This is a genomic window from Enterobacter cloacae complex sp. S2 (genome assembly GCF_015159675.1).
GTDB classification, from domain to species: Bacteria; Pseudomonadota; Gammaproteobacteria; order Enterobacterales; family Enterobacteriaceae; genus Enterobacter; species Enterobacter intestinihominis.
In genome coordinates this window covers 24,083-46,289 of the sequence record NZ_JADDTS010000038.1, presented here as the reverse complement: position 1 = coordinate 46,289, position 22,207 = coordinate 24,083, and the positions used below count along the sequence as shown (strand labels likewise).

Sequence of the window (22,207 nt, the reverse complement as noted above, 5' to 3'; positions counted from 1 at the left end):
CTTGCCGGGTGTCGCTGCGCTTACCCGGCCTACACTACTGAAACCGGCTCACATGAGCCGGTTTTTTATCCATAAGCGACTCATATGACAGCCTTCATTTCCGCCAGGGCATACTGAAACGTATCCCGATAGTGCGGAAGTGGAAGCACCATGTTAGCAACTCAGGTCACTGATAATTCATACAAAGGCTGGCAGGCCACGCTTGCCCTCCAGTTTTGTTATACCCCTGAGAAAACCCTCCTCCATTCCGCGCGTCACACCGGGCCGCTCACCGTTCAGCGCCCGTTTTATCCCGAAGGGGAAACCTGTCACCTTTACCTGCTGCATCCGCCAGGCGGGATTGTGGGCGGGGATACGCTGGATATTTCCGTGCGGCTCGACGCCAAAAGCCATGCCCTCATCACCATGCCCGGCGCCAGCAAGTTCTATCGCAGCAGCGGCCCGCAGGCCTGTCTGAATCAGCATCTTTACCTCGACGAAGAGGCCACGCTGGAGTGGCTGCCGCAGGACACCATAATTTTCCCCGGCGCTAACGCCGCGCTGCGTTCCGTCTTCCACCTTAAGGCCACCAGCACGCTGCTGGCGTGGGAGCTGTACTGTCTGGGCCGTCCGGTGATAAACGAATCCTTCAGCCACGGCACGCTGGAGAGCCGCCTTGAGGTGTGGGTGGATGGCGAGCCGCGTCTGATTGAGCGACTGCATCTTAGCGATGGCGATCTGTCGCCCGTCGCAGGCCATCCGTGGGTCGGCACGCTGCTGTTCTACCCGGCCCGGGAAGCTCATCTTGATACAGTGCGCGAGCGGCTCGCCCCACTGGAAAACTTTGGCGGGGCGACGCTCACCGACGACCTGCTGTCGGTGCGTTTTCTCTCCCACGACAACCTCATTTGCCAGCGGGTGATGCGCGATATCTGGCAGTCGCTTCGCCCGCTTTTAACCCCCAAAACCGCCTGTTCGCCGCGTATCTGGCAGACATAAGAGAAACGCTATGGAACTGACTCCCAGAGAAAAAGACAAGCTGTTGCTGTTCACCGCCGCGCTGGTTGCCGAACGCCGCCTCGCGCGCGGGGTAAAGCTCAACTACCCGGAATCGGTCGCGCTGATCAGCGCCTTTATTATGGAAGGCGCGCGCGATGGCGAAACCGTCGCCTCGCTGATGGAAGCCGGCCGCCACGTCCTGACGCGCGATCAGGTGATGGAGGGCGTGCCGGAGATGATCCCGGATATCCAGGTGGAAGCCACCTTCCCGGATGGATCCAAGCTCGTCACCGTCCACAATCCGATCGTGTAAGGAGCGCGTGATGATCCCAGGCGAATACCGGATCCAGTCCGGCAACATTGCGCTCAACGTCGGGCGCGAAACCCGAAGTGTGATCGTGGAAAACCACGGCGACAGGCCGATCCAGGTCGGCTCGCATTACCACTTTTACGAGGTCAACCCGGCGTTGAAATTCGATCGCGAAGCCACCCGAGGCTACCGACTCAACATCCCGGCCGGTACTGCCGTGCGCTTCGAGCCCGGCCAGAAGCGGGAAGTGGCGCTGGTGCAGGTGACGGGCGCGCAGCGCATTTTTGGTTTTCGCGGCGAGGTCATGGGCGAGGTGAAACATGGCTGAGATTTCACGCCAGGCGTATGCCGATATGTTCGGCCCCACTACCGGGGATAAAGTGCGGCTGGCCGACAGCGAGCTGTGGATCGAAGTGGAGGACGATCTCACGATCTACGGCGAAGAGGTTAAATTCGGCGGCGGAAAAGTGATCCGCGACGGCATGGGACAGGGGCAGATGACCGCCGACGACTGCGTGGATCTGGTGCTCACCAACGCGCTGATTGTCGATCACTGGGGGATTGTGAAAGCGGATATCGGCATAAAAGATGGGCGGATCTTCGCCGTCGGCAAAGCCGGAAACCCGGACATTCAGCCCGGCGTGACGATCCCGATTGGCGCGGCAACGGAGGTGATCGCCGCAGAAGGGAAGATCGTCACCGCTGGCGGGATCGACACCCACATCCACTGGATCTGTCCGCAGCAGGCGGAAGAGGCGCTGGTCTCCGGCGTCACCACCATGATCGGCGGCGGCACCGGCCCTGCGGCAGGTACAAACGCCACCACCTGCACGCCGGGGCCGTGGTATATCGCCCGCATGTTGCAGGCCGCCGATACGCTGCCGGTGAATATTGGCCTGCTGGGCAAAGGGAACGGTTCAAACCCGGACGCGCTGCGCGAGCAGATCGCGGCTGGCGCCATCGGGCTTAAGATCCACGAAGACTGGGGCGCGACGCCTGCGGCAATCAACTGCTCGCTGGAGGTCGCTGAAGAGATGGATATTCAGGTGGCGCTACACAGCGACACGCTGAACGAGTCCGGTTTTGTCGAAGACACGCTGGCCGCCATCGCCGGGCGCACCATCCACACCTTCCACACCGAAGGGGCGGGCGGCGGCCATGCGCCGGATATCATCACCGCCTGCGCGCACCCGAATATTTTGCCCTCCTCCACCAACCCGACGCTGCCCTACACGGTGAATACCATCGACGAGCACCTGGACATGCTGATGGTCTGTCACCATCTCGACCCGGATATCGCAGAGGACGTGGCGTTTGCGGAATCCCGTATTCGTCGGGAAACCATCGCCGCCGAAGACGTGCTGCACGATATCGGCGCGTTCTCGCTCACCTCGTCAGATTCACAGGCCATGGGCCGCGTGGGGGAAGTGATTATCCGCACCTGGCAGGTGGCGCACCGCATGAAGGTGCAGCGCGGCGCACTGCCGGAAGAGACAGGCGAGAACGACAACTTCCGCGTGAAGCGCTATGTCGCCAAATACACCATTAATCCGGCTCTTACCCACGGCATCGCCCATGAGGTCGGTTCTATTGAGGCGGGCAAGCTGGCGGATCTGGTGGTCTGGTCCCCCGCTTTCTTTGGCGTCAAACCGGCCACCATCGTCAAAGGCGGGATGATCGCCTGCGCGCCGATGGGCGACATCAACGCCTCGATCCCCACGCCGCAGCCGGTGCATTACCGCCCGATGTTTGGTGCACTTGGTGCCGCACGCCACGCCACGCGGCTGACGTTTGTCTCGCAGGCCGCTGATGCCAGCGGCATTCCGCAGCGGCTCGGATTGCAAAGCGCCACTGCGGTGGTGAAAGGCTGCCGGACGGTGAAAAAGGCCGACATGATCCACAACGATTTACAGCCGAATATCACCGTTGACTCGCAAACCTATGAGGTTCGCGTCGACGGCGAATTGATCACCAGCGAACCGGCAGAAGTTTTGCCGATGGCGCAACGCTATTTTCTGTTTTGAGGAGTGATGATGATTTATTTAACCCAACGCCTGGACCACGCGCACCCCGTCACCGCCAGCGTTACGCTGCCGATTGACGTGCGGGTAAAAAGCCGCGCCCGCGTGGCGCTGAACGACGGCCGCGAAGCCGGGCTAATGCTGCCGCGCGGCCTGCTGCTGCGCGGGGGCGACCTGCTGACTACCGACGACGGCAGCGAAGTGATCGAAGTGATCGCCGCCCCGGAGTCGGTTTCCGTGGTGCGCTGTGCCGACCCGTTCCTGCTCGCCCGCGCCTGTTATCACCTGGGCAACCGCCACGTACCGCTGCAAATCATGCCCGGCGAACTGCGCTACCACCACGATCACGTTCTCGACGACATGCTACGTCAGTTCGGGCTGGAGGTGGCCTTCGCCAGCCTGCCCTTTGAACCGGAAGCGGGCGCTTACACCAGCGATGCCCACAGCCATGGTCACTCCCACGCTCATTCACATTAAGGACTCATCATGCGTAAGTATTTACCGCTGTTTCTGCTGGCCTTTTCCGTTCCGGCGTTTGCCCATCCCGGTCACGGGACCGACAGCTTTCAGGCAGGTTTTCTCCATCCGCTGACCGGGCTGGATCACCTGCTGATGCTGACGGGGGCTGGCGTGCTGTCCGCCCTGAGCGGCCGCAAGCTGCTGCTGCCGTTAGCAACGCTCGGCATGATGCTGGCTGGCGCCGTTGCGGGCAGCCTGCTCGGCGGCTTTAGCGGCATGGAGATGCTGATTATCGCCTCGCTGGCGGTCTGCGGCGTGATGATGTTTAAGACTGAAAATCGCCTGCTGCTGGCAGTGCCAGCCCTGGCGATGTTCCACGGCTGGGCGCACGGCGTGGAGATGTCCGGCCACAGCTTCTGGCTCTTTACCAGCGGATTTATGTTAGCCAGTGCCACGGTGCTGTGCGCCAGCTTCGCGGCAGGGCTGCTGCTGCGCCGTCACGACGGCCTGCGTAAAACCTTCGGCGGCGGGCTGATCGTCTCTGCCCTGCTGGCGCTGATGAGCTGATGGAGCACGCCCGCCAGCGGCTGCGCCTGATGCAGCTCTCCAGCAGTAGCCTGCCGGTCGGATCGTATACCTGGTCACAGGGGCTGGAGTGGGCTGTCGAGGCCGGGTGGATCACGGACGCTGAGGCCTTCAGGCGCTGGCAGATCCAGCAGATGGAGCAGAGCTTTTTCTGCGTCGACCTGCCGCTGTTTATCCGCCTGTACTGTGCCTGCGAGCAGCAGGACGTCGCGGCAGCAAAACGCTGGACGGCATACCTGCTCGCCTGTCGGGAAACGCGCGAACTGCGCGAGGAAGAACGCAACCGCGGCGCAGCCTTTACGCGCCTGGTTAAAAGCTGGGAACCCGCCTGCCCGCCAGAATGGCTGCCGCTGTTGATGCAGAGCCAGCTCGGCGGTATGGCGTGGCTCGGCGTGCGCTGGGGCATTAGCGCGCGCGAGCTGGCGCTGAGCCTCGGCTACAGCTGGATTGAGAGCGCGGTGATGGCGGGCGTCAAGCTGGTGCCGTTTGGGCAGCAGGCCGCACAACAGCTGATTATCGACCTGAGCGACCATTTTGCCGCCGAGTTTGAACAGGCATTTTTACGTGGCGACGACGCGCTGGGGGCAGCTACGCCGCTGTCCGCCATCGCCTCCGCACGCCACGAAACCCAATATTCACGACTATTCCGTTCCTGAGGAGTCAATATGGCTGATTACAAACATCCCCTGCGCGTTGGCGTGGGCGGCCCGGTAGGGTCGGGCAAAACCGCCCTGCTGGAAGCGCTCTGCAAGGCGATGCGCGACACCTATCATCTTGCGGTGGTGACTAACGATATCTACACCAAAGAGGATCAGCGCATCCTGACCGAGGCGGGTGCGCTTGAGCCAGAGCGCATCGTAGGGGTGGAAACGGGCGGCTGTCCGCACACCGCCATCCGCGAAGATGCCTCAATGAACCTGGCGGCGGTGGAAGCCTTGAGCGAGAAGTTCGGCAATCTGGATCTGATCTTCGTCGAAAGCGGCGGGGATAACCTGAGCGCGACCTTCAGCCCGGAGCTGGCGGACCTCACCATCTACGTGATCGACGTGGCCGAAGGGGAAAAAATCCCGCGCAAGGGCGGGCCGGGGATCACCAAATCCGATTTTCTGGTGATCAATAAAACCGACCTCGCGCCGTACGTGGGGGCGTCGCTGGAGGTAATGGAGCGCGACACTAATCGCATGCGCGGCGAGCGTCCGTGGACCTTTACCAACCTGAAGGCGGGTGACGGGCTGGCGACGATTATTGCGTTTCTGGAAGAGAAAGGGATGCTGCGGATGTAGTGCGGTTTATTGCCGGGTGGCGGCTTCGCCTGACCCGGCCTACGATTTTTGCAGACCCGGTAAGCGCAGCGCCACCGGGCAAAAGACTTACGCCTCAGGCAGCTCCGCCAGCGGCCAGCGCGGACGCACGGACACGCTCAGGTCAGCCGTGGCGCCAGCGTTCAGGCGCACCATCCCGGCGTAGGCGATCATCGCCCCGTTATCGGTACAAAATTCCGGACGCGCGTAGAACACTTCCCCACGACGCTTTTGCATCATTTCGGCAAGCTTCGCGCGCAGCGTACGGTTGGCGCTCACGCCACCGGCCATCACCAGGCGCTTAAAGCCCGTCTGATCCAGCGCACGCTTGCACTTGATCATCAGCGTATCCACCACCGCATCTTCGAACGCGCGGGCGATGTCGGCACGCGTCTGCTCGCTGTCGTCGTTATTGCGAATGGTGTTCGCCGCGAAGGTTTTCAGACCGGAGAAACTAAAATCCAGCCCCGGACGATCGGTCATCGGACGCGGGAAGACAAAGCGCCCTTCCGTTCCCTGCGCGGCCATTTTCGACAGCATCGGGCCGCCAGGATAATCCAGGCCAAGCAGCTTGGCAGTTTTGTCGAAGGCTTCACCGGCCGCGTCGTCTATTGATTCGCCCAGCAGCTCATACTTGCCAATGCCCGTTACGCTAATCAGCTGCGTATGACCGCCGGAGACCAGCAGCGCCACAAACGGGAACGCTGGCGGATTGGCTTCCAGCATCGGAGCCAGAAGATGTCCTTCCATATGGTGAACCGGAATGGCCGGAACGTCCCACGCGAAGGCCAGCGAACGCCCTACCGTTGCGCCGACCAGCAGCGCGCCAACCAGGCCCGGTCCTGCAGTATAGGCCACGGCATCAATATCTTTTGCACTTAACCCGGCCTCTTTCAGTGCCGCCTTAATCAGGGGAACCGTTTTACGCACGTGGTCACGAGAGGCCAGTTCAGGCACGACGCCGCCGTAGTCAGCGTGCAATTTCACCTGACTATACAGTTGGTTGGCCAGAAGCCCTTTTTCGTCGTCGTAAATCGCGATGCCGGTTTCATCGCAGGATGTTTCAATACCCAGTACACGCATGACTTGTTTTACCTCGTTTCAGTACCGCGCAGTGTAGAGCCTGGGCGGGTTGATGTAAAACTTTGTTCGCCCCAGGAAGAAGCCTCGTGTATACTCTTCCCCCTTATAAAAGTCCCTTTCAAAATCGCATCGGTGCTTTACAAAGCAGCAGCATTTGCAGTAAAATTCCGCACCATTTTGAAATAAGCTGGCGTTGATGCCAGCGGCAAACCGAATTTATTAAAGGTGAGAGTTACATGCCGGTAATTAAAGTACGTGAAAACGAGCCGTTCGACGTAGCACTGCGTCGCTTCAAACGTTCATGCGAGAAAGCAGGTGTTCTGGCTGAAGTTCGTCGTCGTGAGTTTTATGAAAAACCAACGACCGAACGTAAGCGCGCTAAAGCTTCCGCTGTGAAACGTCACGCGAAGAAACTGGCTCGCGAAAACGCACGCCGTACTCGTCTGTACTAATCTGTTGAGGGCCACAGCCCTCAATTGACAGACAGAGTTGTAGTCGTAAGGCCGTGCTTCCGGAAGGAATGCGCGGCTTGTTTTCGTTTATAAGTCGCTTAAATTTTTGGGGCATATGGCCGGAAGAATCCCACGCGTTTTCATCAATGACCTGCTTGCCAGAACCGACATCGTCGATCTCATCGACGCGCGGGTGAAGCTAAAAAAGCAGGGCAAGAACTACCATGCGTGCTGTCCGTTCCATAACGAAAAAACCCCCTCTTTCACCGTAAACGGTGAAAAGCAGTTCTACCATTGCTTCGGCTGTGGCGCACACGGTAATGCCGTCGATTTTTTGATGAACTACGATAAGCTCGAGTTCGTTGAAACCGTCGAAGAGCTGGCGGCGATGCATAACCTTGAAGTGCCGTATGAAGCAGGCAGTGGGCCAAGTCAGATCGAGCGCCATCAGCGGCAAACGCTATATCAGTTGATGGATGGCCTGAATTCGTTTTACCAACAGTCTCTTAAGCACTCTGCGGCTGAGCCTGCGCGTCAGTATCTGAACAAGCGCGGACTGAGCGACGATGTGATTGCGCGTTTCGCTATTGGTTACGCCCCGCCCGGCTGGGACAACGTGTTAAAGCGTTTTGGCGGCAATAGCGAAGATCGTAAATCCCTCATCGACGCAGGCATGCTGGTCACCAACGACCAGGGACGAAGCTACGACCGCTTCCGTGAACGGGTGATGTTCCCGATCCGCGACAAGCGTGGCCGGGTGATAGGTTTTGGTGGTCGCGTGCTGGGTGATGCCCTGCCGAAATACCTTAACTCCCCGGAAACCGATATTTTCCATAAGGGCCGCCAGCTTTACGGTCTTTATGAGGCACAGCAGGATAATGCGGAACCTCCGCGTCTTCTGGTCGTCGAAGGCTATATGGATGTTGTTGCGCTGGCGCAGTACGACATTAACTATGCCGTTGCGTCGCTGGGAACGTCCACCACGGCGGACCATATCCAGTTGCTGTTCCGCGTCACCAACAACGTGATTTGCTGTTACGACGGTGACCGCGCAGGACGCGACGCCGCCTGGCGAGCGCTGGAAACCGCGTTGCCGTATATGACCGACGGGCGTCAGCTACGCTTTATGTTCCTGCCCGACGGTGAAGACCCGGACACGCTGGTGCGTAAAGAGGGCAAAGCGGCATTTGAAGCGCGGATGGAGCAGGCTCAGCCGCTCTCCACGTTTCTGTTTAACAGCCTGATGCCGCAGGTGGATTTGAGTACCCCTGACGGGCGCGCGCAGCTCAGCACGCTGGCGCTGCCGTTAATCAGCCAGGTGCCCGGCGAAACGCTGCGCATCTATCTGCGTCAGGAGTTAGGCAACAAGCTCGGCATTCTGGATGACAGCCAGCTTGAACGTTTAATGCCTAAACAGGCTGAAAACGGCACGGTACGCCCCGCGCCTCAGCTAAAACGCACAACCATGCGTATACTGATAGGGTTGCTGGTGCAAAACCCCGAACTTGCTCCGCAAGTGCCGTCACTGGCGGGTTTGAACCACGAAAAATTGCCCGGACTTGGCTTATTTTCAGAATTGGTCAACACTTGTTTGTCGCAGCCAGGTCTGACCACCGGACAACTTTTAGAGCATTATCGCGGCACAAAAGAGGCCGCTACCCTTGAAAAACTGTCGATGTGGGACGATATAGCAGATAAGGATATCGCAGAAAAAACGTTCACCGACTCACTCAACCATATGTTTGATTCGATGCTTGAGTTGCGCCAGGAAGAGTTGATAGCTCGCGAGCGCACCCATGGCTTAAGCAGCGAAGAACGCCGGGAGCTCTGGATGATTAACCAGGAACTGGCGAAGAAATAAAAAATTTAACGGCTTAAGTGCCGAATATCGATCGGGAAGCCCCCGGCAGCCGCACTGAGAGGCAGCGGCAAAAATATAAGTACGCCCTCGCTTTAAAGGTTGGCAGCCCTATCGCCGACACCAATCAAACGAATTAAGTGTGGATACCGTCTTATGGAGCAAAACCCGCAGTCACAGCTGAAACTTCTTGTCCAACGCGGTAAGGAGCAAGGCTATCTGACCTATGCCGAGGTCAATGACCATCTGCCGGAAGATATCGTCGATTCAGATCAGATCGAAGATATCATCCAAATGATCAATGACATGGGCATTCAGGTGATGGAAGAAGCACCGGATGCCGATGATCTGTTGCTGGCTGAAACCTCCAACAACACTGACGAAGATGCGGAAGAAGCTGCTGCACAGGTACTGTCCAGCGTGGAATCTGAAATCGGGCGTACCACTGACCCGGTCCGCATGTACATGCGTGAAATGGGTACCGTTGAACTGTTGACCCGCGAAGGCGAAATTGACATCGCAAAACGCATCGAAGACGGGATCAACCAGGTTCAGTGCTCTGTTGCCGAATACCCGGAAGCGATTACCTATCTGCTGGAGCAGTACGATCGCGTTGAAGCGGAAGAAGCGCGTCTGTCCGATCTGATCACTGGCTTTGTCGACCCGAACGCTGAAGAAGATATGGCGCCAACCGCCACTCACGTCGGTTCTGAGCTGTCTCAGGAAGAGATGGATGACGACGAAGACGAAGATGAAGAAGAAGACGACGACAGCAGCGACGACGACAACAGCATCGACCCTGAACTGGCGCGCGAGAAGTTTGCCGAGCTGCGTACTCAGTACGAAGTGACGCGTGACACCATCAAAGCGAAAGGCCGCAGCCATGCTGCCGCTCAGGAAGAGATCCTGAAGCTGTCGGAAGTGTTCAAACAGTTCCGCCTGGTGCCAAAACAGTTCGACTACCTGGTGAACAGCATGCGCGTGATGATGGATCGCGTACGTACCCAGGAACGTATCATCATGAAGCTGTGTGTTGAACAGTGCAAAATGCCGAAGAAGAATTTCATCACCCTCTTCACCGGCAATGAAACCAGCGAAACCTGGTTCAACGCCGCTATCGCGATGAACAAGCCGTGGTCTGAAAAGCTGCACGACGTGAAAGAAGACGTACAGCGCGGCCTGCAAAAGCTGCATCAGATTGAAGAAGAGACCGGCCTGACCATCGAGCAGGTGAAAGACATCAACCGTCGTATGTCCATCGGTGAAGCAAAAGCCCGCCGTGCGAAGAAAGAGATGGTTGAAGCGAACTTACGTCTGGTTATCTCTATCGCCAAGAAATACACCAACCGTGGCCTGCAGTTCCTGGATCTGATTCAGGAAGGCAACATCGGTCTGATGAAAGCGGTAGATAAGTTTGAATACCGTCGTGGTTACAAGTTCTCCACCTATGCTACCTGGTGGATCCGTCAGGCGATCACCCGCTCTATCGCAGACCAGGCGCGCACCATCCGTATTCCGGTGCATATGATTGAGACCATCAACAAGCTCAACCGTATTTCTCGCCAGATGTTGCAGGAGATGGGTCGCGAGCCGACGCCGGAAGAGCTGGCTGAACGCATGCTGATGCCGGAAGACAAGATCCGTAAAGTGCTGAAAATCGCTAAAGAGCCAATCTCCATGGAAACACCAATCGGTGATGATGAAGATTCGCATCTGGGTGATTTCATCGAGGATACTACCCTCGAGCTGCCGCTGGACTCTGCCACCACCGAGAGCCTGCGTGCCGCTACGCACGACGTGCTGGCTGGCCTGACCGCCCGTGAAGCGAAAGTGCTGCGTATGCGTTTCGGTATCGATATGAACACCGACCACACGCTGGAAGAAGTGGGTAAACAGTTTGACGTGACCCGCGAACGTATCCGTCAGATCGAAGCGAAGGCGCTGCGTAAGCTGCGCCATCCGAGCCGCTCTGAAGTGCTGCGTAGCTTCCTGGACGACTAACCCATGTAAACAGCAAAAAGCTCCCAATCGGGAGCTTTTTTTTTGTTTATTCCCTCTCCCTGTGGGAGAGGACCAGGGTGAGGGCATCAGGCCGCAGAGGAGCTAAAGCCCCCTCACCACCAGCGCCTCATCAAGTTCCCGATACGCCTCCACCAGCTTGTCCAGCGTCGCCCTGTTCAGCCCGCTCGGATTCGGCAACACCCAAACCTGCGTTACGCCAATGGTAATGTTCTGCTTACCCCACTTCGCACCGCGCTGGCTGAACGCCTGCTCGTACGCCTGTTTGCCGAGGATCGCCAGCGCCGCGGGCTGGTAGTCTTCAATCTTCTTCACCAGTTCCCGCCCGCCAGTACGCAGCTCATGCAGATTTACTTCGCTCGCCTGCACCGTTGGACGCTCGACCAGCATGGTGATGCCACAGCGCGTATCCAGCAGCTGCTGCTCTTCTTCCGGCTTAAGCTGTTTGTCGGTAAAACCGGCCTGGTGGATCACCTTCCAGAAGCGATTTCCCGGATGAGCAAAGTGAAAACCGGTGTGCGCCGAGGACTTGCCCGGGTTGATTCCGCAGAACACCACCCGTAGGCCAGGGGCCAGAATATCGTTGATCATCTCTACTCCTGTCTATGCATCTTAAGATAAGTATAAAGGATTGATTATGCGTTGTTTATAAAAACAGCAGGCAGGTGTGAATGGCTGGATTGCTGAGGTGAGTTACTTTATAATTCACCGCCACGGCCCCTTAGCTCAGTGGTTAGAGCAGGCGACTCATAATCGCTTGGTCGCTGGTTCAAGTCCAGCAGGGGCCACCAAATAAAACAAGGAGTTAGATGAGAAATCGTCTAACTCCTTTTTCTTTTCCTGCGATTTGGGTCAGGTAATGGGTCAGGTAAGGAATTGCCTCCTTGCTCTCTTCATCTCGCTGCAAGCATCCCCGGATAGTGATGAAAGCCAGTAGCACTGCCCGTATTATTCACCGTACCAAATTTTTACGGCTTTGCTGTAACAGACCAGTTGCCTGCCGCGCTCGCAGAATATCGACAGCCCGAATATAAGGAGATTGCTCCTGCCAGCTAAATCCCATTCTGTCGATACGCACCAGCTCGTATTTCTCCACCAGAAAATTAACGGCATCGGCCAGGGTGATACCGGCATCGATGTGTTCCTTAATCACAGCCTCATTGCAGAATGGCGTGTCGTTTATTGTCAGACCATAGTGCTGTTCCAGCAGACGTGTCAGTAACATTTGCCAGACAGCCACGGGTGACAGGCAGGGCTTCACCGCCCGCTGAGTTGTTGCAGGTAAAGTTTTCATGTTTGCTCTCGTGAAGGTAATTAACGCTGAGTGGGGTAAATGGCGATGTATACGTAGCCGCAACTGCCAAGGGTGTCGGCTTCGCAGGTTAAATCGTTGTGGTACAGGGTAACGCAGTGGGCATGGTGGGTGCTGAGTTCACCAGTGGTCAGCATCGATTCCATCTGGCGGATAAAGTGCGGGAATGTTTCATCCAGCTTCCGGCATTCGATGTCACTGAACTTGCCGGTCATGCTGGCCCGGTCAGCCAGATAATGCAGTCGGTTGCCTTCCTGCACCAGACGGGCTCCCAGACGTGGCGTGATATCACGCTGCAGACCCCATGTGATTTTGCTCATTGATAACCTCTTTATTGTCAGTTCAGGGTGATGCTCATCAGGCAGGCATAAGGCCCCTCGCGGTCCTGGCGGCGTTCGTCGTATACCGCCAGAACTCCTGTGATATCCGGAACGTCCCTGCCGGTGTAATGACAGACGCTGCCATGCCACAGGTATTTGCCGGTGCAGTAGCGAAAGATTCGGGACTTAGGATGCTGGCGGTATATCGTCATTGCCTTGCGTTTACTAATAATTTTCATGTCATACCTCACAACAGACCGTGTTCTGCGAACGAATAGATTTGCCTGCCGCCGACAATCAGGTGGTCAGGGACACGGATATCCACCAGCTGAAGTACCTGAACCAGTCGCTGCGTGAGGGTTTTGTCAGCCTGGCTGGGCGTCGTCTCGCCGGAAGGATGGTTATGGGCCAGTATCACCGCTGCGGCATTGAAGTGCAGTGCACGTTTGACCACTTCCCGGGGATGGACCTCGGTGCGGTTAATCGTGCCGGTGAAAAGCGTCTCATGGGCAATCAACTGATTCTGGTTGTCCAGATACAGCACCCGGAACTCTTCCCACTCAAGCGCGGCCATATGCAGTCCCAGCCATTCACGTACGGCGTGGGTGGAGGTGAAGGCTACCCCGGGCTCACGCAGGTGCCGGTCCAGAGCCCTGAGTGCCCGCTGGATAAGACGCCGGTCCTGTGGCGTCATTTCGCCGGGTAAAAAGGAAAGCTGTTTCATTCGTTGTTCCTCCGGTCAGTCAATGATGCGCAGAATGGCGTGGGCTTCTGGATGCTGCAGGGCGTAGTCCCGCAGACGGTAATAGTGCGCGGTCATCGCGTCACACTCTGTACGGCAGGCGTGATGGCTGTATTCAATCAGGCAGACGGCAATACCTGCGGCTTCTGCGCTCATTTCCACGCCATTACCGTTCAAATTATTGAACAGACTCCATGTCTCATTGCGGTCAGCATCGGGTGCCATAAAGGCCCCGCCGTTGCTCAGCGTGTAAAACTGCCAGATGCCACCGCTGTAATCCGCGCAGAAGCGGTTCATCCAGGCGAAGATGCGGGGCTCCAGGGTTATCCACTGCGGAATAGTGCCGAAGTGCTGCGGCCAGAAGCTGATACGCATTCCATCAGGCATCACAGTGGCATGAAGTAATTTATCTCCGGTCGGCTCTTTCTGGCTGTGATTATGATGATCATTGTGTTTTGACGTTGTGTCGTTATACATAGTGATTTTCCTTTCGGTTATTACAGTCGCAGATATGCCGCAGGCGGGTTTCCTGTCAGGGCTTACAATGCGGTATATGAGAAATTCCCGCGAACGGGATATGGATTTGGAGAGAATGGAGAGTGTAAAGTCAGGCTATCTGGCCCCAGTACCGGTGTATTTTTTTGCCTGCAGCTGACTGAACAGAACGAGCATGTTCTCCGTCATCAACCACAGTGCACTATTGAGCTTCACATCCCCGTCGATACGCCAGCGTGACGTTACGATAAAGTGTTTATCCACCGATAAGGGGCGATCATCGGTTCGTACTGCTTAGGGTGTGAGGTATCGAAGTCAGCAATTGCTAAAAGGCCTGAGAGCAGCCAGATTTTTGCATACGGAGATCTCTGCGTGAAAAATAAAAAACCTCGCAACCAATAATGGATGCGAGGGATTCACAGAGATAATATCTATATGAAATAATTTATAATTCAAGCAGATAATTTAAAGCTGTAGTTGCGTCAATTATAAATTTCAGATCGTGGGTGACTGGCAGCCATGTGCCAGAAGCGGACACTGTTCACAATATCGAGTTAATCATTGGATATGTTGATCGCTCCCATTGAAAATTTTCACATTATCCAATATATCAATGTTGAGGCTTCCCTCTTACACCTCTAAAGGATAACTATCATGGGTCTTAAACCTGGTCCAAAACCAATTGCTAAATCGACAGGAAAACCGGATCAACGTCGACGTGATAATAAAGATACTCCTGGTAATACCCCGGGACTAAAGCCTAGTAAATCTACAGGGAAATAAAAAATTCAGGGTATATATGTCTTATTTATACCCTGATTACATATCCAGATTACTAAAGATATTTCTGCAACCAGATGCGCGTACCTTCTGTTTCATACGCCTTTGCACCATACCCTTTCGCAAGAAGGGACTCTGGTAAATACTCGTCATATTTATCTAAGTACTTTTCTGGAACATCTGTGGCAAGATCAAATGCAGATGGCAAGCCTGACAACAGCATTTCTTTGAGCGCGTGCTGAACGGAAGCTACACTGGAGTTATCGATTTCTATAACGCCAGCAAATGAATTTGCTTTAAAACCACAACGTATGAGCAAGGCTGTAATCGTATTGACAACTTTATCCCCCATCCAGGGTATTACGTAACAGTGTTGTCCACTCGTAATAAAACACTCATTTTGAAGTTTAAAACGCTGAAAGTTACTACAGCCTTCCGCAAATAGGTTTCTGGCGGCAGTATCGGCATAATCTACTTTCTTGCTACCTATTGCTATGCGGTAATCACCTTCCCTATAGATAGCGAGCATTTCCTGACGAACGGCATCATGAACAGACATACCTCCCCCACTAAATTGTGGTGGCTGACCGCCTTTGGTTGCCTCTACATAGATAACTTTTTTCTCTGTCTCGATCTCTGTCACTTTCCAGCGCCGCCCACCGAAGATGATGTGTTGGTCTGGTAGCAGTGGGGAGTCCACAGGCACTGTTCCAAGGGTTCTGTTTCCGGTGATAATGCGGAACTCTTCTGGTGTATTGAACACGGCATAAAAAGTGTAATGGTTAGTCAGTTTCTCCCCCTCTGCCCCAACAACCATTTCGCCGCTAGCAAGTTGAGTGAGCAGGCCACATGCTCCCATATGTTTAAGCAGGCTTTTGAAATCGTTTAAATCTACATTTCTGAACGGCCCTGTCTGGCATAGTTGTGACCAGAGCTGGTCGGCACGAACTCCACCCCATTGTGCGGTAATTGCAAGAATCTGGTGTAGCAGCGTGGAGTAATGCATCTGCCGGGAATCGGCAGGCTCAAACCATTGTTTAGAGATCATCAACCTGATCATTGCCATCGACTGCACCAACTGGAGTCGTAGGTGATCAACGATACTGCTACTCACAGTAAGCTCATTTTCTGTAATTAGCATTCTGAGTACTGACGGGGAATCGCGTCGCCCAGAACGCCCCATTCGCTGGCGCAAACTGGAAACAGAATGCGGAGGCGTAACTTGGATAACCGACTTAACCTTACCGATATCAATTCCCAACTCAAGCGTCATTGTACAAACAGCTGTTGTGGGCAAATTTCCTTTCTGAAGACGAGATTCAAGCACCTCACGTAATTCCTTGGCAAGGGAACCATGGTGGGGGAAAAATTCATTCGGAACAATTTGTTCCTCACACATGTCGCTCAGCGTTGCCGCAATGCTTTCAGTGCGTTTTCGGCTGTTTGCAAAGACCAAATGAGAATCGCCACGGCAAAGTCTAAAAATGTCAGCGCAAACGTCATGTTCAGCTGAACTCTGAAGTTCTTCCTCATTTTGGATCACTCGCTCCAGGTACCCTTTGACCTGTACCTGAAGAGTGGCCATGCTATTACTATCTGTAACAGTTACGCAGGGGAGTCGTTTGTCCGGACGCAACATTTCGGGCACTTTCTCCAGTTCCCCCAGCGTGGCACTCAACGCAACGCGGGGAATTGGATTTACCTGGCATCCTAGCACATGGTCAATTCTATTGAGCAGAGAAAGCAGCTGTACACCACGCTCTGAACCAATAAAAGCATGAAACTCATCAATAACGATGTATGCGACTGAAGAAAACGCCTGTTTGAGCCAGCCCATTGAATTTATGAGCAAAGACTCAAGTGACTCAGGTGTAATCAGTAAAATGCCAGCAGGGTTCGTCCGAGCCTTCTTCTTTTTGCTTTGTGGTACATCCCCGTGCCAGGGAGTCACTGGCATTTCCAATGCATCTCCAAGGCTCCCAAGACGACGGTACTGATCGTTAATCAATGCCTTCAACGGACTGATATAGACGATGCCAAATCCATTCGTGAGATCTGCAACTGCCGAACAGGCAGGAAGAAAGAAAGCCTCTGTTTTACCCGCTGCTGTACCTGCACTGATTAGCACGTCTCGATCACGGGCTAAAATTGCCGGGATAGAACTCTCCTGCAAGGGCCTTAATGTCGACCACCCCTGCTTGTAAACCCAATTACGGACGCGGGGATCGAGGCTATCGTAGGCACTGCTCATAGTTTGAAGTTCGCCAGTCCGTCGTCGTCATCGCTTTCCTCCGTAGTGGTGTCATCCATATCGCTGGGCCGGTCCTCTTCAATCGCCACACCCTCGATTAGTGTTTGCCAGTTCATCGTTCTGTTTTGTTCCAGCACGGCCAGCATGTCCAGGAAACCTTTTATGGTATTACGGGGGGTACGGAAGTAAGCGTCTCCAATGGTTTTACTACAGTGATGCAGGAATCCAGTCAGTGCCTCATCTGGTACCAGATAATTCTCTGGATCTCCACCGGCATAAACATGACGAAGATTTCTCAGCAAAATATACAGTTCCTCAGGGGTGAGGCTGGCAAGATGCAAAGTGGGGGATGAGTAGTCAATCACTCCTGCTTTTTGCGCGAACCGGTTTTCCGCCAGACGCGACTGGAGCGCCTCATAGCTGTAAAGACCTTTACGCGGATCGAAAAGAAACTCTGGCGTACCCCCGAGGATAAAACCAATGTTCTCGGCTGAGCCTTGCAGGCAGTCATTCAGGATCCGCAAAATCTGTTCGTAGTTCGCTGTTCTTGCTTGCGTATTATTCAGCTTAAAGAGGTTCACCATTTCGTCGAGGCTGACCAAAAGACCGGCATAGCCTGCCTGGCGGACAAAAAGGCTCATCAGCTTCAAAGAATCATAGAATGATGCGTCTGAGATAATAGTCCGAACGTCGAGATCGTTACGGGCATCAGTTTTGGTGGTGTACTCTCCCCGCAACCAGCGAATAGCATTGGATTTTAGCGTTTCGTTATCCTGCTCATGTCCGCGCCAGAATGCATCAATGACCTTCGCAAAGTCATATCCACCCACCATATCTGACAGAGCTGCCAGGCGTTTATGAATAACTGATGAAACCTCGGAGCCGTCCGTGTCCGCTTCCTTTCTTGCCTCCGTAACGAATCTTTCAACAACGCTAAGTAACGCATTACCATCCGGCTTGTTTCTGGTGGACATGTTTTTCATAAGCTCAGAATAGAGATTACGAGCCTGACCTCCCGATGAGTGAATGCGTCTGTCAGGAGAAAGGTCTGCACTGACTGACACCAGCTTCTTCTCTAGCGCAATAGAGCGCACAACACTCAGAAAGAACGTTTTACCAGAACCATATTCACCGATGATAAGTCTGAAGCTTGCACCACCGTCAGCAGTCCTCTCAATATCCTGGTGGAGAGCGGTGATCTCATTCACGCGGCCAACCTGGATATGCTGAATGCCTATCCTTGGCGTTACACCTGACTTAAGTGACTGAATAATAGCGTCACGTTCTTTCACTCTTATACGTGTTACAGACATTCACTATCCCTCTAATTCTTTGGCAATTTCCAGGTCAACCCAGATATCATCATCGGCATCGTCCAGTACTGGAGCATCAACCACCGCATAGGACCAGTCATTGATCACCTCAAGCGCACCGCCGAGCATCAAATTCAAATTTCCGCACAATTCTGTCGCCTCTTTTCGGGACCACTGTTCTTTCTCCAGCAAACTGCGATAAAGCTGGCTATGTGCGGAGTCAAGCCCCCCCGCCTCCGTTGATGAGGCTGGAGCGCTTTCTGGCTCTTCCGGTTCTTCTTCGGTGAAAATTGTGTTCAGCAATTTACGAACATCATCCGTGGCAGATTCGTGGCGGGCAAGTACATTAGCATCCAGTGTGAACCCTGCTGCTGGCTGATCAGTTGGTACAGACGAGACGAGATCATGTTCAGTTGCGGAATGCTGATGGATATTGCTCGAGACAGATGAGGGATCCAGCCCCAAACTTGAATAAATCTTCTCAAGCTGTTTGATTTCGGCAGGCGCTATTGTCCCATCCGAACAGGCAACACTAACGATAACCTTACCCACAGCAGCTTTTTCCGCGGCCCCCATCAACTCAATCCTGCTTTTCATTCCTGTCATATTGGCTGGGGTATGAAGTTGCCACGTTAAATACGCATGTAGAGAGCGTTTTTCATCATCGGTGAAGCCAGGATTGTTGTTGATGGCATTCTCAAGCACTTTCTGTTCAGCTTGATCAAGAGAATCGTCAATCAAGGCGACCATCGCCCCTAATCTGAGCGTCATTACGGCTGAGATAAATTCAGGAGAAGGTGAGAAGCGTCCACCTTCGGCGGCAGGGAATAGAACAAGTGTCCCATCAACATCCGCCTTCACATGGTGATAATACGGGTCAGGTGCCAGACCGTAACCCATCTTCAGAGCAAAGGCCTGCATCAAATCGGCCTCTTTTTTATTGATCTTATTGGGGCAACTGGCATTCATATGTGCCCAAAAGTCAGCAACTGAGACTAGCCCCTCCTTGACGAGGATCGCCTCATCAGCCCAGCGTTTGAATGAGCTTAATATTTTTTCTGCGCTTTCATTAACGATCTCTGAAGGGAGCAGCATAATTGCAGCCGTATCATTGACTGACGTACCTTTCCTACCAAGGTAGCGACTATAAGCATCAAGTTCATCTGTACATATATCGGCAAGAGCCATAATTTTCTGGACAGGGCTCTTCAACGCACTTGGATCAGGCAGGTCGGGAACAGGAAGTCGAACACCTCGCAAACTAGGACTTGCTGGTGTGTAATCTAACCTTAGGCGTGTTTTATTCGCCTTAACGACCATCCCTTCACCATATTTGAGGGTGTAACGCCGTTTGAAAAGCGCAGCAAACTCTTTAGCACAACGGCGAGCCGGGGTACGCAGCGAATACTCGGTGTGGTTTATTACCCAGTTCAACACCAGTTCAGCTGATACAGGAACTCCTTCATGTACAGTTTTTGCCAGAGCCAGCTTAAATTGCATGCTGTTGCTGAAACCTGAATTGCTATCGAGCTCAGTGGCTAAGCCCATGTTCGGGCGCAGAATAGACATGGCTTCGAGTAATTGGGTCGAATATCCACGGAAGGAGCGGTTCTCAATGAATACCGATCTTAACCGAGCGACTTCATTGAACAGATTACGGAACTCAGCATCAGGGAATTTTGGGTCAGTGGAATCTACGAGCGCTTTTCTTTCCAGGCCGTAGAGGTAGATAAAAACATAGCCGATAGGACACGATGGATCAGACCTATCGCTGGCAAGCCAACTGACATACGCACCGCGTGCTTCTGGGGAAAGAGAGGAAAAACTGGGCCAGTATCCTAATGAACTGTCCTCGTAAAGATAAGAAGTAGGTTTTATCTTACATGTGTCATCAATTAATGATGCCTCACTTCCATCGTCATAATAGCCGCCTGATTCCTGACCGGAGGGCTTCATACGTTGCCCCACGTAAATGTGGCCACCGCTAATTGCTACACCAGCTACAGTTATCATCTCACCCGGAAGTACCCATCGAGCTAGTGCACCTGCTGACTTTGAGGTGTTGCGGTAATGATTGGTTGTCACCCGAAGTTCAACACCCCGGCCACCGCTCAATGTAAAAGTTGCAAGGTTATCGTCTTCACTATCATCGTTTCGCACAACCGCCTCTTTTTTCTTGATGTCAGCGAGCCATTCTTTTGGCGGTGCTTTCACGGGGTCTGAAGCATAAGACTTTGGAGATTTACGTTTTTTCTTTCTAAAAAACAACAAGTAAATGACAAAAATCGCCGCCAAAAACTTCAATAACTCCATGATATATAACCTTAAAATCATTCTTCACGCATATTTACAAGCAGTGATGAAGGCAGGGCAAGTGGATTAATCTCAAAATAATACTTCTAAATTGCGAGGGTTAAAAGCAAATCACAATTAAAATTAACCCAATGATTTAAATGATAAAAATCATTTAATAATGTGTTTAACCAGCAGTGAAATTTTAAGGTGTTAAAACCTGTTAGGCCATTCGTCTCTAAATGATGTTGTACTACTGCTACGTTAACATGCGAGCAAATGTACTGCGGATGCACATCTGACCACTGTATGATGATACTTACCTATTCGCTGAGAATGTCGGCAACTTTATGGCAGGGAAGCTTTTAGAGACTATACCGTCTCGAATTTCCGTTTATCGCTCTCAGCAGACCTTCAGCATCCTAAGCTTGTCTGCTGTGGGCCAGGAGCGGTCATTTATACGTAGTAGCTCAATGACTGCTTCGTACATAAAGCTGTCATTGGACTTTCTGACCTTACAAAGTAATCTGGCTTGCAAGGAAGCCGACCTTGCGGGACCGGTATAACGCTCTGTTATATGCTATAGGAGGACTAGTGGAAACGACAGACATTGTTCGAAAACTTTTTGACGGTGTTGTTCCGGAGAGAGCATCAGAGATTGAATCTATCGCTAACGATTATGATGCCCAGTTCCGACTGATTGCTGACCGCGAAGGATTTAACTTAGATGCTGGAGGGTTCTCCGCAATCCAGTACACCAGCAGATCAATGCGTCAAATGTGGCTTTTCGGTTATGCGGGAAGGCAGGCGTTACATTGTTATACTTCGTTGATCGTATTGTTCAAATCATTCGGTACCACTCTCGACATAAACGAAATCAACAAGATTCCAGATCAGGCAGCAGAAGATGAAGCCTTCAAGTCGATACTTGATGCAGTGAAAGACCTGAGCACTGCATTTTATGAAGACGACTTTGAATGGCCAGTGGCTACTCCTGATCCTGAGAAGGGTAGGCCGTCAGATTTAGAGCGCGCTGCAGTATATGATCTCACGTGCATGGCCACGGCATATGTATTTTTACATGAACTGAAGCACGTAATTTTCTCAGCTGAAGGAAATGCACCTGAAGACCCGAAGGACGAAGAATATCTGTGTGATCAGTTCGCTAAAGATATGATGATATCCAAGATCGATCAGTACGCCGCAAGCAGTGGGTATCCCCCGGAAAAGGTTAGGATGAAGCGTATGATGGGGATCACTCTAGCATCCGCCTTTATCCTTTTCGCAACAGGAAGAAACCGCCTCGCGGGTTCAGAGACTCATCCTCCCATTTACGGGCGTTGGTCGGCGACTGTGCAAGATGTCAATTTACCGGAAGATGACTGGTTCTGGCTGTATTTTTCCTCATTCGCCCTTACGTTGCTGAAATATCATTCAATAACCATTCAGCCGAAGATCGTAAAGGATTATAAATCGCTATGCTTTGACCTAATCGCAGATCTTGAAAATGGCATATAACAAGGTAATCAAATTCGGTCGCCGGACGCTCATTCCTCGCGCCGTTTATTGCGGGAGTTACTGAGCGGCAGCTTCTGGCACAAAAATGAAATAGAATCTTCTATCATTGAATGACCGC

22 protein-coding genes and 1 tRNA gene are annotated in these 22,207 nt (G+C 53.4%); 13 read left to right on the top strand and 10 right to left on the bottom strand.

The features are described 5' to 3' along the window. Positions 1-150: 150 nt before the first annotated feature. The 8 genes from IPZ49_RS18125 to ureG are packed head-to-tail and all read left to right on the top strand — an operon-like array spanning position 151 to position 5,636. Positions 151-978: an urease accessory protein UreD gene (locus IPZ49_RS18125; RefSeq protein WP_063146968.1), complete on the top strand. Its 828-nt coding sequence runs from the start codon at positions 151-153 to the stop codon at positions 976-978. Between the two features lie 10 nt (positions 979-988). Continuing rightward, positions 989-1,291 carry an urease subunit gamma gene (locus tag IPZ49_RS18120; RefSeq protein ID WP_003862556.1) on the top strand — a complete coding sequence of 101 codons (303 nt, stop codon included), beginning with the start codon at positions 989-991 and terminating at the stop codon, positions 1,289-1,291. A 10-nt stretch (positions 1,292-1,301) separates the two neighbouring features. Then, positions 1,302-1,616 (top strand): urease subunit beta, encoded by a 315-nt coding sequence (locus tag IPZ49_RS18115; RefSeq protein WP_022649443.1) that lies wholly within the window; start codon positions 1,302-1,304, stop codon positions 1,614-1,616. Further along, complete coding sequence (ureC, locus tag IPZ49_RS18110; RefSeq protein ID WP_058646839.1) at positions 1,609-3,312, top strand: urease subunit alpha; 1,704 nt, start codon at positions 1,609-1,611, stop codon at positions 3,310-3,312. The genes IPZ49_RS18115 and ureC overlap by 8 nt, the downstream gene beginning before the upstream one ends. A 9-nt stretch (positions 3,313-3,321) precedes the next feature. After that, positions 3,322-3,786: an urease accessory protein UreE gene (gene ureE / locus IPZ49_RS18105; protein WP_022649445.1), complete on the top strand. Its 465-nt coding sequence runs from the start codon at positions 3,322-3,324 to the stop codon at positions 3,784-3,786. A gap of 9 nt (positions 3,787-3,795) precedes the next feature. Beyond that, complete coding sequence (locus tag IPZ49_RS18100) at positions 3,796-4,335, top strand: HupE/UreJ family protein (RefSeq protein WP_022649446.1); 540 nt, start codon at positions 3,796-3,798, stop codon at positions 4,333-4,335. Continuing rightward, positions 4,335-5,009, top strand: coding sequence for an urease accessory protein UreF (locus tag IPZ49_RS18095; protein WP_063146967.1), 675 nt, complete (start codon positions 4,335-4,337; stop codon positions 5,007-5,009). The genes IPZ49_RS18100 and IPZ49_RS18095 overlap by 1 nt, the downstream gene beginning before the upstream one ends. A gap of 9 nt (positions 5,010-5,018) precedes the next feature. Next, positions 5,019-5,636, top strand: a complete 618-nt coding sequence (gene ureG / locus IPZ49_RS18090) for an urease accessory protein UreG (RefSeq protein WP_023298635.1) — start codon at positions 5,019-5,021, stop codon at positions 5,634-5,636. 87 nt (positions 5,637-5,723) lie between these two features. Here the strand turns inward: ureG and tsaD are convergent, their stop codons facing one another. Beyond that, complete coding sequence (gene tsaD / locus IPZ49_RS18085; protein ID WP_048966111.1) at positions 5,724-6,737, bottom strand: tRNA (adenosine(37)-N6)-threonylcarbamoyltransferase complex transferase subunit TsaD; 1,014 nt, start codon at positions 6,735-6,737, stop codon at positions 5,724-5,726. A 236-nt stretch (positions 6,738-6,973) separates the two neighbouring features. Here tsaD and rpsU point away from each other — a divergent pair, with 236 nt between their 5' ends. From rpsU to rpoD, 3 genes are all read left to right on the top strand, one after another. After that, positions 6,974-7,189: a 30S ribosomal protein S21 gene (gene rpsU / locus IPZ49_RS18080; protein WP_001144069.1), complete on the top strand. Its 216-nt coding sequence runs from the start codon at positions 6,974-6,976 to the stop codon at positions 7,187-7,189. 115 nt (positions 7,190-7,304) lie between these two features. Next, on the top strand, positions 7,305-9,050 hold the full coding sequence (dnaG, locus tag IPZ49_RS18075; protein ID WP_003862574.1) for a DNA primase: 1,746 nt from the start codon (positions 7,305-7,307) through the stop codon (positions 9,048-9,050). A gap of 153 nt (positions 9,051-9,203) precedes the next feature. Further along, on the top strand, positions 9,204-11,048 hold the full coding sequence (rpoD, locus tag IPZ49_RS18070; protein ID WP_006812010.1) for an RNA polymerase sigma factor RpoD: 1,845 nt from the start codon (positions 9,204-9,206) through the stop codon (positions 11,046-11,048). 102 nt (positions 11,049-11,150) lie between these two features. On the opposite strand, the gene mug is transcribed toward rpoD, so the two are convergent. After that, entirely contained in the window at positions 11,151-11,657 is a 507-nt protein-coding gene (mug, locus tag IPZ49_RS18065) for a G/U mismatch-specific DNA glycosylase (protein WP_023298636.1), read from the bottom strand. 124 nt (positions 11,658-11,781) lie between these two features. Between mug and IPZ49_RS18060 the strand changes: the two genes are divergently transcribed. After that, positions 11,782-11,857 (top strand) — tRNA-Ile (locus IPZ49_RS18060). Positions 11,858-12,018: 161 nt separating this feature from the next. Here the strand turns inward: IPZ49_RS18060 and IPZ49_RS18055 are convergent. From IPZ49_RS18055 to IPZ49_RS18020, 8 genes are all read right to left on the bottom strand, one after another. After that, entirely contained in the window at positions 12,019-12,360 is a 342-nt protein-coding gene (locus tag IPZ49_RS18055) for a toxin (protein ID WP_063146966.1), read from the bottom strand. A 20-nt stretch (positions 12,361-12,380) separates the two neighbouring features. After that, a complete protein-coding gene (locus tag IPZ49_RS18050) occupies positions 12,381-12,698 on the bottom strand; it encodes a type IV toxin-antitoxin system YeeU family antitoxin (RefSeq protein WP_063146965.1) in 318 nt (105 codons plus the stop codon). A gap of 17 nt (positions 12,699-12,715) precedes the next feature. Continuing rightward, positions 12,716-12,937, bottom strand: a complete 222-nt coding sequence (locus tag IPZ49_RS18045) for a DUF987 domain-containing protein (protein ID WP_063146964.1) — start codon at positions 12,935-12,937, stop codon at positions 12,716-12,718. 8 nt (positions 12,938-12,945) lie between these two features. Further along, entirely contained in the window at positions 12,946-13,422 is a 477-nt protein-coding gene (locus IPZ49_RS18040; RefSeq protein WP_063146963.1) for a RadC family protein, read from the bottom strand. A 15-nt stretch (positions 13,423-13,437) separates the two neighbouring features. Next, positions 13,438-13,917 (bottom strand): antirestriction protein, encoded by a 480-nt coding sequence (locus IPZ49_RS18035; RefSeq protein WP_015063037.1) that lies wholly within the window; start codon positions 13,915-13,917, stop codon positions 13,438-13,440. 853 nt (positions 13,918-14,770) lie between these two features. After that, positions 14,771-16,966: a DEAD/DEAH box helicase gene (locus IPZ49_RS18030; RefSeq protein WP_063146962.1), complete on the bottom strand. Its 2,196-nt coding sequence runs from the start codon at positions 16,964-16,966 to the stop codon at positions 14,771-14,773. After that, positions 16,963-18,279 (bottom strand): ATP-binding protein, encoded by a 1,317-nt coding sequence (locus IPZ49_RS18025; RefSeq protein ID WP_015063045.1) that lies wholly within the window; start codon positions 18,277-18,279, stop codon positions 16,963-16,965. Before IPZ49_RS18025 ends, IPZ49_RS18030 begins: the two co-directional genes overlap by 4 nt. A gap of 3 nt (positions 18,280-18,282) precedes the next feature. Further along, a complete protein-coding gene (locus tag IPZ49_RS18020) occupies positions 18,283-20,592 on the bottom strand; it encodes a TerB N-terminal domain-containing protein (RefSeq protein ID WP_063146961.1) in 2,310 nt (769 codons plus the stop codon). A 573-nt stretch (positions 20,593-21,165) separates the two neighbouring features. Between IPZ49_RS18020 and IPZ49_RS18015 the strand changes: the two genes are divergently transcribed. Next, entirely contained in the window at positions 21,166-22,089 is a 924-nt protein-coding gene (locus IPZ49_RS18015; RefSeq protein ID WP_237765440.1) for a phage exclusion protein Lit family protein, read from the top strand. Positions 22,090-22,207 lie beyond the last annotated feature (118 nt).

Bases quoted from the DNA above. Each gene is read 5' to 3' on its own strand.
- IPZ49_RS18125 (WP_063146968.1), top strand. From the start codon at position 151: ATGTTAGCAACTCAGGTCACTGATAATTCATACAAAGGCTGGCAGGCC.
- IPZ49_RS18120 (WP_003862556.1), top strand. From the start codon at position 989: ATGGAACTGACTCCCAGAGAAAAAGACAAGCTGTTGCTGTTCACCGCC.
- IPZ49_RS18115 (WP_022649443.1), top strand. From the start codon at position 1,302: ATGATCCCAGGCGAATACCGGATCCAGTCCGGCAACATTGCGCTCAAC.
- ureC (WP_058646839.1), top strand. From the start codon at position 1,609: ATGGCTGAGATTTCACGCCAGGCGTATGCCGATATGTTCGGCCCCACT.
- ureE (WP_022649445.1), top strand. From the start codon at position 3,322: ATGATTTATTTAACCCAACGCCTGGACCACGCGCACCCCGTCACCGCC.
- IPZ49_RS18100 (WP_022649446.1), top strand. From the start codon at position 3,796: ATGCGTAAGTATTTACCGCTGTTTCTGCTGGCCTTTTCCGTTCCGGCG.
- IPZ49_RS18095 (WP_063146967.1), top strand. From the start codon at position 4,335: ATGGAGCACGCCCGCCAGCGGCTGCGCCTGATGCAGCTCTCCAGCAGT.
- ureG (WP_023298635.1), top strand. From the start codon at position 5,019: ATGGCTGATTACAAACATCCCCTGCGCGTTGGCGTGGGCGGCCCGGTA.
- tsaD (WP_048966111.1), bottom strand. From the start codon at position 6,737: ATGCGTGTACTGGGTATTGAAACATCCTGCGATGAAACCGGCATCGCG.
- rpsU (WP_001144069.1), top strand. From the start codon at position 6,974: ATGCCGGTAATTAAAGTACGTGAAAACGAGCCGTTCGACGTAGCACTG.
- dnaG (WP_003862574.1), top strand. From the start codon at position 7,305: ATGGCCGGAAGAATCCCACGCGTTTTCATCAATGACCTGCTTGCCAGA.
- rpoD (WP_006812010.1), top strand. From the start codon at position 9,204: ATGGAGCAAAACCCGCAGTCACAGCTGAAACTTCTTGTCCAACGCGGT.
- mug (WP_023298636.1), bottom strand. From the start codon at position 11,657: ATGATCAACGATATTCTGGCCCCTGGCCTACGGGTGGTGTTCTGCGGA.
- IPZ49_RS18055 (WP_063146966.1), bottom strand. From the start codon at position 12,360: ATGAAAACTTTACCTGCAACAACTCAGCGGGCGGTGAAGCCCTGCCTG.
- IPZ49_RS18050 (WP_063146965.1), bottom strand. From the start codon at position 12,698: ATGAGCAAAATCACATGGGGTCTGCAGCGTGATATCACGCCACGTCTG.
- IPZ49_RS18045 (WP_063146964.1), bottom strand. From the start codon at position 12,937: ATGAAAATTATTAGTAAACGCAAGGCAATGACGATATACCGCCAGCAT.
- IPZ49_RS18040 (WP_063146963.1), bottom strand. From the start codon at position 13,422: ATGAAACAGCTTTCCTTTTTACCCGGCGAAATGACGCCACAGGACCGG.
- IPZ49_RS18035 (WP_015063037.1), bottom strand. From the start codon at position 13,917: ATGTATAACGACACAACGTCAAAACACAATGATCATCATAATCACAGC.
- IPZ49_RS18030 (WP_063146962.1), bottom strand. From the start codon at position 16,966: ATGAGCAGTGCCTACGATAGCCTCGATCCCCGCGTCCGTAATTGGGTT.
- IPZ49_RS18025 (WP_015063045.1), bottom strand. From the start codon at position 18,279: ATGTCTGTAACACGTATAAGAGTGAAAGAACGTGACGCTATTATTCAG.
- IPZ49_RS18020 (WP_063146961.1), bottom strand. From the start codon at position 20,592: ATGGAGTTATTGAAGTTTTTGGCGGCGATTTTTGTCATTTACTTGTTG.